Annotated in this window: 11 protein-coding genes; 5 read left to right on the forward strand and 6 right to left on the reverse strand. The window is 38.1% G+C overall.

Annotation, left to right across the window (positions count from 1 at the left end):
* Window positions 1-348 precede the first annotated feature (348 nt).
* Together R2R28_RS18610 and R2R28_RS18615 are read left to right on the forward strand one after the other, a co-directional pair.
* Window positions 349-2,328 carry a KUP/HAK/KT family potassium transporter gene (locus tag R2R28_RS18610; protein ID WP_316827187.1) on the forward strand — a complete coding sequence of 660 codons (1,980 nt, stop codon included), beginning with the start codon at window positions 349-351 and terminating at the stop codon, window positions 2,326-2,328.
* Window positions 2,328-2,480, forward strand: coding sequence for a hypothetical protein (locus R2R28_RS18615; RefSeq protein ID WP_316827188.1), 153 nt, complete (start codon window positions 2,328-2,330; stop codon window positions 2,478-2,480). Before R2R28_RS18610 ends, R2R28_RS18615 begins: the two co-directional genes overlap by 1 nt.
* A 40-nt stretch (window positions 2,481-2,520) precedes the next feature.
* On the opposite strand, the gene R2R28_RS29200 is transcribed toward R2R28_RS18615, so the two are convergent.
* Window positions 2,521-2,646, reverse strand: coding sequence for a hypothetical protein (locus R2R28_RS29200; protein WP_410479185.1), 126 nt, complete (start codon window positions 2,644-2,646; stop codon window positions 2,521-2,523).
* 453 nt (window positions 2,647-3,099) lie between these two features.
* Entirely contained in the window at window positions 3,100-5,049 is a 1,950-nt protein-coding gene (locus R2R28_RS18625; protein ID WP_316827189.1) for an amino acid permease, read from the reverse strand.
* 289 nt (window positions 5,050-5,338) lie between these two features.
* Here R2R28_RS18625 and R2R28_RS18630 point away from each other — a divergent pair, with 289 nt between their 5' ends.
* On the forward strand, window positions 5,339-6,556 hold the full coding sequence (locus R2R28_RS18630; protein WP_316827190.1) for an MFS transporter: 1,218 nt from the start codon (window positions 5,339-5,341) through the stop codon (window positions 6,554-6,556).
* A 1-nt stretch (window position 6,557) separates the two neighbouring features.
* Here the strand turns inward: R2R28_RS18630 and R2R28_RS18635 are convergent, their stop codons facing one another.
* The 4 genes from R2R28_RS18635 to yihA form a co-directional block, all read right to left on the reverse strand.
* A complete protein-coding gene (locus tag R2R28_RS18635) occupies window positions 6,558-8,981 on the reverse strand; it encodes an outer membrane beta-barrel protein (RefSeq protein WP_316827191.1) in 2,424 nt (807 codons plus the stop codon).
* Window positions 8,982-9,447: 466 nt separating this feature from the next.
* Window positions 9,448-11,151, reverse strand: a complete 1,704-nt coding sequence (locus R2R28_RS18640) for a M3 family oligoendopeptidase (protein WP_316827192.1) — start codon at window positions 11,149-11,151, stop codon at window positions 9,448-9,450.
* Window positions 11,152-11,244: 93 nt separating this feature from the next.
* Window positions 11,245-12,102 carry a UbiA-like polyprenyltransferase gene (locus R2R28_RS18645; protein ID WP_316827193.1) on the reverse strand — a complete coding sequence of 286 codons (858 nt, stop codon included), beginning with the start codon at window positions 12,100-12,102 and terminating at the stop codon, window positions 11,245-11,247.
* A gap of 93 nt (window positions 12,103-12,195) precedes the next feature.
* Window positions 12,196-12,819, reverse strand: coding sequence for a ribosome biogenesis GTP-binding protein YihA/YsxC (yihA, locus tag R2R28_RS18650; protein ID WP_316827194.1), 624 nt, complete (start codon window positions 12,817-12,819; stop codon window positions 12,196-12,198).
* A 167-nt stretch (window positions 12,820-12,986) separates the two neighbouring features.
* On the opposite strand from yihA, the gene ubiE reads away from it, so the two are divergent.
* A complete protein-coding gene (gene ubiE / locus R2R28_RS18655; protein WP_316827195.1) occupies window positions 12,987-13,718 on the forward strand; it encodes a bifunctional demethylmenaquinone methyltransferase/2-methoxy-6-polyprenyl-1,4-benzoquinol methylase UbiE in 732 nt (243 codons plus the stop codon).
* Window positions 13,715-14,512, forward strand: a complete 798-nt coding sequence (locus R2R28_RS18660; RefSeq protein WP_316827196.1) for an outer membrane beta-barrel protein — start codon at window positions 13,715-13,717, stop codon at window positions 14,510-14,512. The genes ubiE and R2R28_RS18660 overlap by 4 nt, the downstream gene beginning before the upstream one ends.
* The last annotated feature ends 12 nt before the right edge of the window (window positions 14,513-14,524 follow it).

The following is a 14,524-nucleotide window of genomic DNA, read 5'->3' on the forward strand; positions in this document are numbered from 1 at the left end:
AATATTCGCTTTAATTTCAGGAATTCTGCCTACTTTTTTCGTTCTGTTTTTTAAGCTAATATGAATGCTATCAGGTTGTTGTGCCCAAGAATTTACGCCGCACACCATTGCAATGCACAATGTGCAAGCTATTTTTGTGAGTAACGTTATCTTAGCGTAGAGTTTCATCAAATTGGTATAGCAAATGTATTAATTTAAAACAAAGAAATTAAACATTTTGTTTAAAAGCCATAATTTAACACAATTTAACAATAAAAATTTATTTTCATAGTGTTAAAAATACACAATAATTTGGTTGTTAAATTGTTATAGTTAGTTTACTTTTGCCGCACTAAAAATATCAACGAAGTGTCAAATCATAAAAATGTCAACGCGTTAACCGCCGGCGGTGTTCTAATTAGTTTAGGAATTGTGTTCGGTGACATTGGTACATCACCTTTATATACACTCAATGCAATTTTTACCAGCATTTTAGGCGTAAAAGAAGGCATTGCTCATCATCCGGGGTCGATTACTACAGACGTTGTTCTCGGGGTGCTTTCCTGCATCATCTGGACACTTACCTTACAAACCACCATTAAATACGTAATCATAACCCTACGGGCCGATAACAAAGGTGAGGGTGGAATCTTTTCATTGTTTTCTCTGGTGAGGAAAAAGGCAAAATGGTTAATTGTACCTGCTGTGGTAGGCGGCTGCGCCTTACTAGCCGATGGCGTAATTACGCCAAGTATTACCGTAACATCAGCCATTGAAGGGTTAACCAGTAAATTCGATGTGCCGGTAGTTCCGGTTGTGATTGCCATTTTAACTGTGCTTTTTATTATCCAGCAATTTGGAACCAATCTCGTAGGGAAGCTTTTTGGACCGGTAATGTTTGTTTGGTTTACCGTTTTAGGTATTGCCGGACTTTTATTTATCGTTAAAGATCTTAGTATATTAAAGGCGCTTAATCCTTACTATGCCGTTCACTTATTGGCAACAAACAGTAAAGCCTTTATTATTTTAGGAGGTGTATTTCTTTGTACAACAGGAGCCGAGGCACTTTACTCTGATTTAGGCCATTGCGGTCGGAATAACATCAGAATCAGCTGGATTTTCGTTAAAATAACCTTGATTTTAAATTATTTGGGTCAGGGGGTATGGATTTTACAGAACGAAGGTACTTTTATTCCAAGTTCAAAAATGAATCCTTTTTTTCAGATCATTTCCAGCCACTTTCAGGTGCCGATGGTAATCTTGGCCACTATGGCTGCCGTTATTGCCAGTCAGGCTTTAATTAGTGGCTCCTTTACCCTGATATCGGAGGCTGTTCGCTTAAACCTTTGGCCAAAAATCAAAATTGTTTATCCATCTGTTCAAAAAGGACAACTTTATGTGCCTTCTATTAACTGGATGCTTTGGTTAGGGTGTTGTAGCATTGTGTTTTTTTGGAAAGAATCTTCTAAAATGGATGCTGCCTATGGTCTTTCCATTACCATCGCGATGTTAATGACAACCATTTTGGTGAGTGTTTATTTAAGAAGCAAACGTTTCCCAAAATATCTGATAGCCATTTTTATTTCCGTGTATGTAATTATTGAAGGTACTTTCCTTTTCAGTAACCTTCACAAATTTTCAGATGGAGGTTGGTTAACCGTACTAATTGGTTCAGCGTTGTTTACCGTAATGTGGAGCTGGTTTATTGCCCGTAAGATTAAAAACCGCTTTGTAAAATATGTAGAAATTGAAGATTATTACGAGATTTTAAGCGAGTTAAGTAATGATGAATCTGTTCCTAAATATTCTTCTCAATTGGTGTATTTAACCAGTGCGAACTTTAAAACAGAGATCGAATCGAAGATTATCTATTCAATCATCCAGAAAGAGCCAAAACGGGCTGATGTGTACTGGCTGGTGCACGTTGATGTAATGGATGAGCCTTATACGCTTGATTATAAAGTAGAATTCTTAATTCCAGGGAAGCTGATCAGGATTGATTTCAGGTTAGGTTTCAGGATCGAGCAACGTGTAAACCTGCTTTACCGTAAAGTGGTTGAAGAGTTGGTTAAAAACGGCGAAATCGACATTACCAGTCAATATACTTCATTAAATAAACATAAAATTGCAGGCGATTTCAGGTTTGTACTTTTGGAAAAACACTTATCTAAGTTTACAAAATTGAGTTTCTACGAGCGTACCATTATGGATTATTACTTTATCCTTAAAAAATTAAGTTTGTCCGAAGAACGCAGTTTCGGTTTGGATAGCAGTTATGTGGATGTTGAGAAAGTGCCGTTGATTTTCGTTACACCGGATGACATTGAGTTGCATAGATTGCCGGTATAATGAGAACAGCAATTTTAATGTTAGGGATAGTGCTTTTTATAGCAGGACCCGCCGCCAAGATATATCATTTGGATCATGCAAATAACTATATGATTGCATCAGGCCTGGGGCTGGTGATGATTACCACGCTTGCCTTTATCAAGAAAAAATAAATAGAATCCTCTTTTTGCTAAAGAAAGGGGATTTTTTTATTTACAGATGAAATTTATCTTCATTCCATTTGCCGGGATTATTGATGATATAATTCGAGATGTTCTGGTATGCTCTTTCATCACGGATGATGTGCTCGTAATAGTTCCGTTGCCAGAGCTTTCCCATTGTTTTATTGTGTGATTTGAACAGTTGCAGGCAGCGATTTGAAACGATTGATTTGTATGCGCCGGCTATGTCTGCAATTGTCTGGGCGACCCTTGCGGGGGGTCGCCCAGTTTAAATTATCTTCTTCTTGTGCGACCGCAATGGTCGCCCAGACAGTTCAGCAGAAGAAGAAATATCTGATAAAACGATGATGCCATGCATGTGATTCGGCATGATCTGAAAAACATCCAGTTCAAAATTTGGAAATCTGTCAGCTAAATTAATCCATTCATTGTAAGCAATAGTTCCGGATTCATTTAGGAGCATTTCATTGCCCGAAACTTTTCCGAATCTGTGGATTCTATCTTCACAGCAGATTGTGATGAAATAGGCTCCCGCTTTTGAATAGTCGTAATCCTTTAACCTTATCGATCTTCGATGATGTATTAAAGGATTGTATTTCATTTGCTAAAACTATATCTCCGGATTTGCCAGTTTACTGTGCCTGTAGCCATAGGCAAAATAAACTACAAGGCCTATTACGAGCCATATACCGAAACCAATCCAGTTGGAGATGCCTAGCTCGCACATCATATACAAGCAGCTGATCAGTCCTAAAACAGGGATTAACGACAGGTTTTTAGTAATACAGTAGTAAGTAATCATCACGCAGATGATCAAAAAGATCCACATTGGGATTTTATGTTTAAACAAGCCCCAGCCACTTTCGTATTTCTTTTCTATCGATACTTTTGAAGCCGATATAAATTGTTCGTAACGATCTGCAGGCAAAGCGCTCAAATAAGATTCAGCATCAACTTTTTCTGCCAGAATAATTTGCGGAGCGGCATTTTTAACAATTTCTTCTTTCACAATTTTTAGCTCATCGCCACTTAAAGAAGTAACAAAAGTTACGGTTTGAATGGTTTTTGGCGAATTGAAAAAGAATGCTTTTGTTTCTTTACTATATTTTGTAAACGCAAAAGCTATTGTTGCTATAAAAACAACGGGAATAATAAATTTACTATTCACATAAGGGATTTTGAACTTCCCGCGTTGTACATCGGGCCTGTTCTGCAATACCAAAACACCTGCGCAAACCAGCACGAAAGCAAATAATGTCCCGATAGAACAAAGATCAGTAACAATCGTCAGGTTCATAAACAGCGATGGAACAGCAACAACAAAACCAACTACAATGGTTGCAAATGAAGGTGTTTTGTATTTAGGATGGATTTTCGAAAATGATTTCGGTAGCAATCCGTCTCTGCTCATACTCATCCAGATACGTGGTTGGCCCATTTGAAAAACCAATAATACGCTGGCCATGGCAAATACTGCACTTACTGCAATAATACCACTCATTAATTTTAAATTAATCTGGTCGAAAACGAATGCTAGCGGATCGCCAACGGCTAAAGTATCTGATTTAACAATACCCGTTAAAACCAGGGCAATAGCAACATATAATATCGTACAAATGATGATTGCCCACATCATTCCGCGGGGTAAATCGCGTTGAGGATTTTTACATTCTTCGGCAGTGGTAGAAATGGCATCAAAACCGATGTAAGCAAAAAACACTGCCGAAACGCCTTTTAAAACACCAGCAACACCGTTAGGCGCGAATGGATCCCAGTTTTTAGTATCAACATAAAATATACCTACCGCTAAAACCAATAGAATTACAGCCAATTTAACTACAACCATTGCATTGCTTGCATTACGGCTTTCTTTCATGCCGCGGTAAATTAACCAGGTAATTAAAATGATAATGCCCAAAGCAGGAATATCTGCCACAAGGTGAAAACCACCTATTTGTGGAGCGGTAAGCCATGCATTATTGGCCAAAGCTGTCGCCGGATCTAAGGCTGCTAAGTTTTTACCGGCAGCCAAAAGTGCTTCCGCATGTTTATGCCCATTATAGGCGCTCAGGTAATCCATTGTCATCCAATCGGGCACGTGGATACCATCTATGCCCAAGAAGGGTATTTTTATCGTGGAGAGTAAGCCCGTAAAGTAATCAGACCAGGATATGGCAACGGTGATGTTACCGATGGAATATTCCATAATGAGCGACCAACCGATAATCCAGGCAACCAATTCGCCAAAGGCCACATAAGAATAAGTATATGCACTGCCGGAAACCGGAACCATGGAGGCAAACTCTGCATAAGCAAAGGCCGCAAAACTACAGGCAACTGCCGTGAAAATAAACAAAAAGATTACTGCCGGACCGCCGTCGGCACTTGCTTTACCTATCGTACTAAAAATACCAGCGCCAATAATTGCTGCAATTCCAAAAGCTGTTAAGTCGCGAACACCTAGTGTTTTATGTAATGTGTTTTCATGGTCGCCATAGCCTTTTGCCGCATCTTGTAATATCTTGGAAATAGATTTCTTTCTGAATAGCTTTTCGAACATCTTTTGTTTGATTGTTTCTTCAAACTTATAAAAAGTTTGGTTAAAAACGTTTAAAGCAGGATATAATTTTCATTACACAGCATTTTGGATGCAAAATGTCATGAAAAAGCATTCCAATTATTGAATTTAAGTCAAAAACCACAATTATTTGGCTTGAATAAGCCTTTATTTGATTCGCATAATTTTTGGCTTTTTAGAATGGTTACTTTTGCCCCTGTTAGTCAATAAAGGCAGTGAGGAGTATTTAAGGCCTTGTTTGATTAGAATATAAATATTATTAGGGTAACACATGGATACGAATACAGCACAAATAAAATATATTAAAGAACACAATCAGGGCATAGCCACATTACTGGCTTTTGCTTTGCTCCCTATTTCTGGCTTTGCTACCGATATTTATATTCCTTCTTTACCTGACATGGCAGGGGCAATACACGTAAGCAATGTGCAGGTACAACTTACTCTAAGCATCTTTTTGATTAGTTATGGAATCTCACAGCTTTTTATTGGCAGCGTACTCGATAGTTTTGGCCGGTATAAAATTTCCCTTTATGCATTATTGATTTTTGCTGTCGCGAGTTTAGTTATTGCCACAACCCATAATATTTACCTGATTTATTTTATGCGTGTGATTCATGGGATTACCGTTGGGGCTATTGTGGTAGCAAAAAGAGCATATTTTGTAGATCTTTTTAAGGGCGATCAGCTCAAACATTACCTGAGTTTGTTCTCTATCATCTGGAGTACCGGACCAATTGTTGCCCCGTTTATTGGTGGTTACCTGCAAACTGCTTTTGGCTGGGAATCTAATTTTTATTTCCTGGCAGGTTTTGCAGTGGTTTTTGCTTTACTCGAGATTGTATTTAGTGGTGAAACCTTAAAACATTTTACTGATTTTCAATTGAAAAAAATTACGGGTATTTATGCTGAAATGATCAAAACCACCAGTTTTACCTTAGGTATCGTAATGTTGGGACTGGCTTACTGTATGGTGATGGTTTACAACATGACCGGACCGTTTATTATAGAGCATCATTTAAATTTTTCACCTGTTATAGCGGGTTATAGTTCTCTGTTTTTGGGGTTCGCCTGGATGGTTGGTGGCTTTATTGGTAAGGCAACCATTAACAGGCCTTTCTTTAAGAGGTTAATGATTAATTCGTTGCTGCAGGTTGCTTTTGTGGTATTAATGATTGTAAGCTTAAATTTTGTATCGAACCTTTGGTCGTTAATTTTCTTTGCTTTTATTATTCACGTTGGTGCAGGTTATACTTTTAACAACTATTTTACTTTTTGTTTGAGCAAATTTCCTAAAAATGCAGGGATAGCGGGCGGATTGACAGGAGGTTTTACCTACGTAATTGTTTCTGTGTTGAGTTATGGTATAGTAAACCTGATCCCCGCAAAAGACGAACGTAACCTGAGCTACAGTTATTTGGTTATGATCCTTTTATCGGTTTTGGTGATGTTAGTCATCTCGAAGATCAGGCAGAAAAACGAATCATAACTTATTTAATCCGACCTTCTTCATCGGTTACGCTGGTTTTACGATCACGAGTGCCCTTAAGGCTGCTGCTACCAAAAATGTAGTTTAAAGTAAGCCTGTAAACCCTGGTTTCCTGTTTTTGGGTGAGGTTATACTCCAAACCGGAAAGTGCACTGCTGATCCTCGCCTTTCTTGAATTAAGGATATCGTTGGCCGCAAGTTTGACATTAAGTTTTTTATCGAAGAATGATTTTTTTAAGCCTAAATCAATTCCATAGTATGGTTTAATGGCATAAGTGCCGTAAATCTGCGATGATAGGTATTCGCCAGAAAGTTCTGCTGCGGCTGATGGACTAAGGATAAAGGTGTGACTGCTGTTAATCATGAAATTCACTTTTTTTCGATCATATACACCATCTCCTAAATTTGTGGTTTTAATCTGGTTGTAAGTGCTGGTAAATGTATTGTCCATACTCCAGAATTTAGTAATTGTAGTAGGATAGCCAATGGTTAAATCGTAAGCATATTGTTTATCCAGGTTTTGTACCGTTTGATAAAGTGTTTTCTGTCCATTGCCTGGTAACAGTACATCCATGATGAGGTTATTGGTAATGTTATAACCGAGCGAAATATTTAATGCCTTTTTGTAATCGTATGAAAGTTGAAAAACATTGGTATACTGTGGATTAAGAAAAGAATTTCCCTGACTAAAAGTATATAAATCAACAAAATATACAAATGGATTTAATGATTTATAATCAGGGCGGTCAATCCTTCTGCTGTATGAAAAGCCGATTTCATGATTTGGATTTAAGGTTTGGTTGAGGCTAAAACTCGGAAAAAAATCAAAATAACTGCGATTTACAATTTTGTTATCGTTAATAGAGTTACCTTTTGAGTTGGTTTGTTCCATTCTTAAACCAACTTCAATGTTAGTTGATTTAAATTCGTGTTTTAAACTCGCGTAGGCGGCGTTGATGTTTTCGTCGTAAATAAAATGGTTACTTCTTTTTATATCATTCTTCCAGTCTGTTCCAACCAGGTTTTTAAACTGAAAATCGTTATCGGTACTTACCCAGCTGCTTTTTAAACCCATATCTAATTTTGTACTGGCGTTTAATGGGAGCGTATAATCAATTTTTGCAGCCTTAATTTTGATAAAAGAAGGAGTCGCATTTCTGAAAATGGCAGGTGATTTAAAGGTTAAACCGTTCTGGTCAAAAAAGAAATTTTGGTAAAGCGTATTTTCTTCGCTATGGTATTGTACATAATCCAGATCGATAGCAAATTCCTGACCGAGCGTATCTATTACACTTTTGTAATTGAGATTATAAGCCTGGTTACGGTATTTGTTTTTAGCCGGGTTATCAGCAATGATCGAAGAATCTACCTTCGTAAAACTTGAGCCGATGGCTGTTCCGCCGTTTGATAAGTCGTGGCCATTATTAAAATAACCAGTGGTTAAGAAACCAAGGGTATTTTTCTCGTTAATAAAATAGTCGATCCCGGCTTTATAATTGTTGTTATGGGTAAACCTCACCTGCGTATTGTATTGGTGGAAATAAGTATCCTGGTTATCACCTTTCGCGATCCTCAAGATATCAAGGTTTTCGCTTGCTTTATTGTTGTTGTTTGCAAAGCTGCCAAAAATGTTCAGGTTTTTGTCGCGGTGGTTAATCGAGATCCCGGCATCGCTTTTGGCATTCTTCCCGTAGCCGAAACCCAGGTTTATATTTCCATTTGTGCCATAATTGGTATTCTTTTTTAGTTTAATATTGAGTATACCCGCATTGCCTTCCGCATCATACCTTGAAGAAGGATTGGTAATCAGTTCAATCGCTTTAATTTCGTTACCATTTAACGATCTTAATCGCGTAGCCAGTTGTTCGGCAGATAAATAGGTTGATTTTCCATCAATCAGAACGTTTACACCAGATTTCCCCTTTACACTGATGATCCCGTCCTGGTTAACAGATACTCCCGGCATTTTAGCAAGGATTTCGAGTGCTGTATTTCCGGTTGAAACAATACTGTTTTCTACATTCATTACCGTTTTATCGTTGCGGCGCTCAATTAGTGGTTTACGACCGGCTATTACAACACTTTCGAGTTCTTTTGCCTCTGTTTCCAGGTTAAAACTTAAATCGATACTGGCTTTGCCTGGGAGCGATGCAAATGTTTCTTGCACGGTTTTATAACCCACAGCATTAACGATTACAACAAATTTACCCGCCGGGAAATTCTCTAGTAAATAATTACCTTCCTGATTAGTGCTTACAGTTTTAACAAAAGAGCTATCTGCCAGGCTGGTAAACTTAAGATTAGCTGAAACCTTTACACCGTTTTTTGTAATTACGGTACCCGTGATACGGATTCTTGTCGTTTGTGCTGAAACGATATTCAAAAATAATAACGATAGAATAAAATACGGAGCGAATATTTTCATTGTTAATTAGGGGATGATGATTAGTTTTCCTTTTATCTGATCAGGAATTGAACGAAACTAAATCATTAGGTGCATTAAGCACTGATTTTTAACAATGTTTAACCCAATTAACATTTTTTTACATAAAATAGTTCAGTGGTTCATTGGTCATTTGTTCATTGGTGTTGTGCAAAGTTCAGGGTTTAGTACAATAGCGATCGCTTTAGTTGAATCCCACTCGATTGGTCACGCTGAACGGAGTCGAAGCGTAAAGGTTTTCGTGTTCTCTGCGTTTCCGTGGCAAAAAAGTACGGGGTCTTAGCGAGATGCTAAGACCAGATATTTTTATTCAATAATATTAATCTGTGTTCATCCTTTTTATCTGCGGTTATAAACAAAAAAGTCGTGACAAAATGCCACGACTTTCATTTATTTAACTTTGAGGGAAAACCTTCCAGCCCTCCGCCTTCAAACCTTCTAGCTTTCCTTACCCTAATTTCTCCAGTTCTGATTTCACAAAACCCGCGAGTTCTTTTACATATTCTGCGCTGAAATCAAATTTGATACCTGCGGTTTCATATATTTCATTCATTGGTTTAGTGTAACCTAAAGAAAGTGCGGCAAGGTATTGTTCTAATGCTTTTTCAGGGTTTTCTTTATAGTTTTTCCAAACTGCTATGGCGCCTAATTGTGCAATGGCATATTCGATATAATAAAAAGGAACCTCGAAAAGGTGAAGTTGCTTTTGCCAGCCGTTTCCAAATTGCTGTTGTAAATCTGTCCAATCGGCAAAGCCTGCTCCAAAACGGTTGTAAATCTGTTTAAAAGTTTCTTCGCGGTCGGCAGCGGTATGGTTCGGGTTGGTGTAAATCCAGTGCTGAAACTGATCAATTACCGCAACCCAAGGCAATGTTTTTAAAACATCGGCCAATTGTTCTTTTTTAGCACGGTTTAAATCTTCTTCATTGTCGAAATAAACGTTCCAATTATCCATAGAAATGAGTTCCATGCTCATAGAAGCCAGTTCGGCCACTTCTGATGGACAATGTTTAAAATCGTTCAATTCTAAACCTGCGGTTAAAAAAGTATGGATGGCATGACCGCCTTCGTGAACCATTGTGGTTAAATCGCGAAGTGAGTTTGCAGAATTCATAAAGATAAATGGCGCTCCGGTTTCGGCCAAAGGATAGTTGTAGCCGCCAGGTGCCTTACCTTTTCTACTCTCTACATCGAAAAGGTTATTGGCTTTCATGGTAGCCAGTTTTGAACCTAATTTTTCATCAATCGCATTAAAACAGGCAATACTTTTATCAATCAGTTCTTCGCCATTGTTAAAAGGTTTTAAAGCTGGTTTGCCACTTACGCTTACTTCTAAATCCCATGGCTTTAATACGTCCAAACCTAAAGCTTCGCGGCGTTTTTCGGCCTGCTCTTTTAAAATCGGAACAATTTCTTTTTCGATGGCATTGGCAAAATCATAACAATCCTGCGGGGTGTAATCAAAACGGCCCAAAGCCTGGAACATATAATCGCGGTAGTTTTCAAAACCTGCATTTAAGGCAACCTGATTACGCAATTTAATCAACTCATCAAAAAGAATGTTTAAATCGTCTTTGTCAATTAACCGACGTTGCTGGATCGTTTTCCAGGCATTTTCGCGCACCTCGCGGTTTAAATCTTTAATGAAGATCGAAGCCTGTTCCAAGGTATATTCCTGGCCGTTAATCTCCACGCTCATCGCGCCCGTAGTACCCTGATATTTCTGCTGTTTTACCTGTAATTCAGTAAACAGTTCAATATTTTCATCACGGTAAAGTTCTAAGGCTTTTTTGATTGCACGGCTATAAACGAAGTATTTTTCTTTGTCCAGGTCATCCATAAACGGACTTTCGACAAATTTTTTATTCAATTCGTTGCCTAACGGAGAAATTTTTGGTTCTATTTCAGTCGCAAAATACTGGAAGTTTTTAACCAACTCCTCATTGGCCGTATCGCAGCTCATTTTAATGTATCTCCAGGCAAAATCTTCTTCCAAAGCAGCCTCCAGTTCTGAGCGGTCTTTTAACCACTGTTCTAGTGCTGCAGTGCTGTTTATTTCTCGGTGTTGAAGTTCGGTAAAAAGAGGTTCTAAATTTTCCCAGGTAATGCTTAATTCCTGTGGGATATATGTTCTGGGTTTCTTAGTTATCATTTTTGTAATTATTGAATTAGAGAATGATTGCATGAAAGAATGATTGAATGTTTACCATTCTCTCCCTTCAAAACTCACTCATTCTCTCATTTATTATTTATGTCTCAAATACGCATCTATTAAAAAACATACGGCAAATACCACCGATGCATAACCGTTTAAGGTTTGAAAAGCCCTGTTTACTTTACTGATATCGTTCGGTTTAACCAGTAAATGCTGATAAATCAACATGGAACAGAAAAACACAATACCTACGTAATAAACCCAGCTAAAAGAGGTGAAAAAAACCGGTAAAATTACACAGGTAGCCGATAATATATGTAACAGCACCGAAACATTTAAAGCATTTTTAATGCCAAGAGCTGATGGGATGGAGTGTAATTTTTCTTCACGGTCAAATTCTTCGTCTTGCAGTGCGTAGATAATGTCGAATCCACTCACCCAAAAAAGAACGGTTAACGAATAAAGCACAGGTACTAAAGCAAAATGTCCGGTTACAGCAATATAAGCACCAATCGGGGCCAGAGAAAGACCTAATCCCAGCACCAGGTGACATAAAGCCGTAAATCTTTTGGTATAGCTATAAAACAAAACCACAAATAAAGCCACTGGCGATAAATAGAAACAAAGTGGGTTAATAAAGTAAGTGGTAATGGCAAAAAATACACAATTGGCAATAACGAAAATTAACGCTTCGTTGGCCGAAACTTTGCCGGCAGGGATATCCCTCATTTTAGTGCGCGGATTTTTGGCATCAATATTCCGATCGAGATAGCGGTTAAAAGCCATAGCCGAGTTACGGGCAAAAACCATACATAACAGAACCAGAATTAATTTATACCACGAAAATGGATTTTCTGTAGTGGTTACGCCCAAAAAGAAGCCAATCATGGCAAATGGAAGCGCAAAAACAGAGTGAGCGAATAATACGAGTGAAAAGTATTTTTTCATTTATTTTAGAACTGATTAATTTCCTGTAGGGGGATGATTACACAGATTTTTTTAATTTAAACTGAAAATTATGCACTGCGAACTGAAAACTGGTTAAAATTTCTTATAGTCTGTTGGTACAACAAAATCTTTATTCACCTCATAAATGAAGTCTAAAACCTCATCCTTTCCGGTTCCTTTTTCTGCAGATGAAATAAAGGTGGCGGGAATTTCTTCAAAAAACTCCCCCAGTTTTTTCTTAAAGGCGGCAACATTTTTCTGGGTGGTGGTCATGCCCTGTTTATCAGCTTTAGTAAAAATCAGTGAAAATGGAATCTGTTTTTCGCCCAGCCAGTAGCAAAATTCAATATCAATCTGCTGAGGCTCTAAACGGCTGTCAATTAATACAAAAACACACTGCAAACTTTCTCTTTTGGTAATGTACGCACGGATAAATTTCTCCCATTTCTCTCTGCTTGTTTTCGAAACCTTCGCATAACCATAACCAGGTAAATCGACGATATACCATTTCTCGTTAATCAGAAAGTGGTTAATTAACTGGGTTTTACCCGGACGCTGAGAAGTTTTAGCCAATCCATGCTGGTTAACCAACATATTGATCAATGAAGATTTACCCACGTTAGAGCGGCCAATAAATGCATACTCGGGCATTAATGGTGCCGGTAAGGCCGAAATCTGGGTATTGCTGCAAACAAATGTTGCCGTTTTGATAATCATGGTACAAAGGTAGGGTTTTGAGTCGGAAGTCCGAAGTCGGAAGTCCGGAGTCCAATTTGATAATCTTTTTTAAATCTCATTTTTGACATTACACTGAATACTTTGCGCCAAAGACTTCGGACTCCGGACTAAAGACTCCCGACTTTTCCATATCTTTGCCGTATATCATGAATCAGAATATCACCCCATACCAAGTAGAAGATGCAACTAAAAAAGAGCAGGTTGCAACCATGTTCAATAACATTTCGGGCACTTACGATTTTTTAAATCATTTTCTTTCTTTAGGCATTGATGTATTGTGGCGTAAAAAAGCGATTAAAGAACTGGTTTCCAGCCAGCCGAGGATTATGCTTGATGTAGCCACCGGAACCGGCGATTTTGCCTTCGAGGCCATTAAAAAACTCCATCCCGAAAAGGTAATCGGTGTAGATATTTCTGAAGGTATGCTTGAGGTAGCCAAAAAGAAAATCAATGAACGTAACTTAAACGAAATTTTTACCGTCCAGGTTGGCGATTCAGAAGGTTTGCACTTTGAAAATGATACTTTTGATGCCATTACCTGTGCCTATGGCGTGCGTAATTTCGAAAACCTCGAAAAAGGACTTACCGATATGTACCGTGTATTAAAACCGAACGGTAAAATGGTGATTTTAGAATTTTCTAAACCAAAGGTATTTCCGGTAAAACAATTATATAGTTTCTATTTTAAGCAGGTAACACCTTTCTTCGGAAAGCTGTTTTCTAAAGACCACAGGGCTTATACGTACCTGCCGGAGTCGGTTGCTGCTTTTCCTGATGGAGAAGATTTTACTGGCTTAATGGAAAAAATCGGTTTCAAAAGTACCAAACAAAGAATTTTAACGTTTGGAATAAGTTCGATATATATAGGAACCAAATGATCAGAAAATTAAGCCTCATTATTTCACTCTTCGCTGTTTCTACAACTGCTTTTGCTCAAAACTGGGGTGGCGGTATAGATGATGAAGACTGGAGTTTTGGTTTTAATTTTCAATATATATCTGCCGAATATAAAATCCTTAAAAAGCAGAATTGGCGAGAACCTTTTTATGAAGTGCCAAATTCATTAGGCGTTTCTTACGATCCAAATTCAGGTATTCCGGTTACTTCTAGGTTAAATGCCATTTACAGCACACCTTCGCAGGGCTTCGGACTGGGTTTTGTAATGAACAGGATGATCTCCGATAACTTTGATATCCGGGCAACCCCTTCACTTATTTTTAGTGATAGAATTGTGAGCTACGAATACGAGCCAATGGCACCGATTAATTTAGGTAACGGACAAACCAAAAATTTCCAGAGTCTTGTTGAGCGGAAAGTACAGGCCACCATGTTCGAATTTCCGCTGGGTATAAAAGTAAAATCAAACCGGTTAAACAATTTCAGGGCTTACTGGCTTGGTGGCGCTAAATACTCAATAGATATTGCCTCGAAGAAAAAAACCTTCGATGAAGGTGAAAGTCCGGTAAACAAATTGTTGAAAAATCAGCGTAATTATCTTTCATACGAAACAGGGATTGGCTTTGATCTTTACTTCGAATATTTTAAAATGTCGCCCGAAATTAAGCTGTCGTATTCTAAAGGCGATCTGCTCCAGCATGACAATACTGTTTATGCCAATCCGATCGATAAGTTGAAATTACGTCAATTAACATTCAGTTTGATTTTTCAATAAGCTTACAATCCA

Source organism: Pedobacter miscanthi, from assembly GCF_032678605.1.
Lineage (GTDB): Bacteria > Bacteroidota > Bacteroidia > Sphingobacteriales > Sphingobacteriaceae > Pedobacter > Pedobacter miscanthi_A.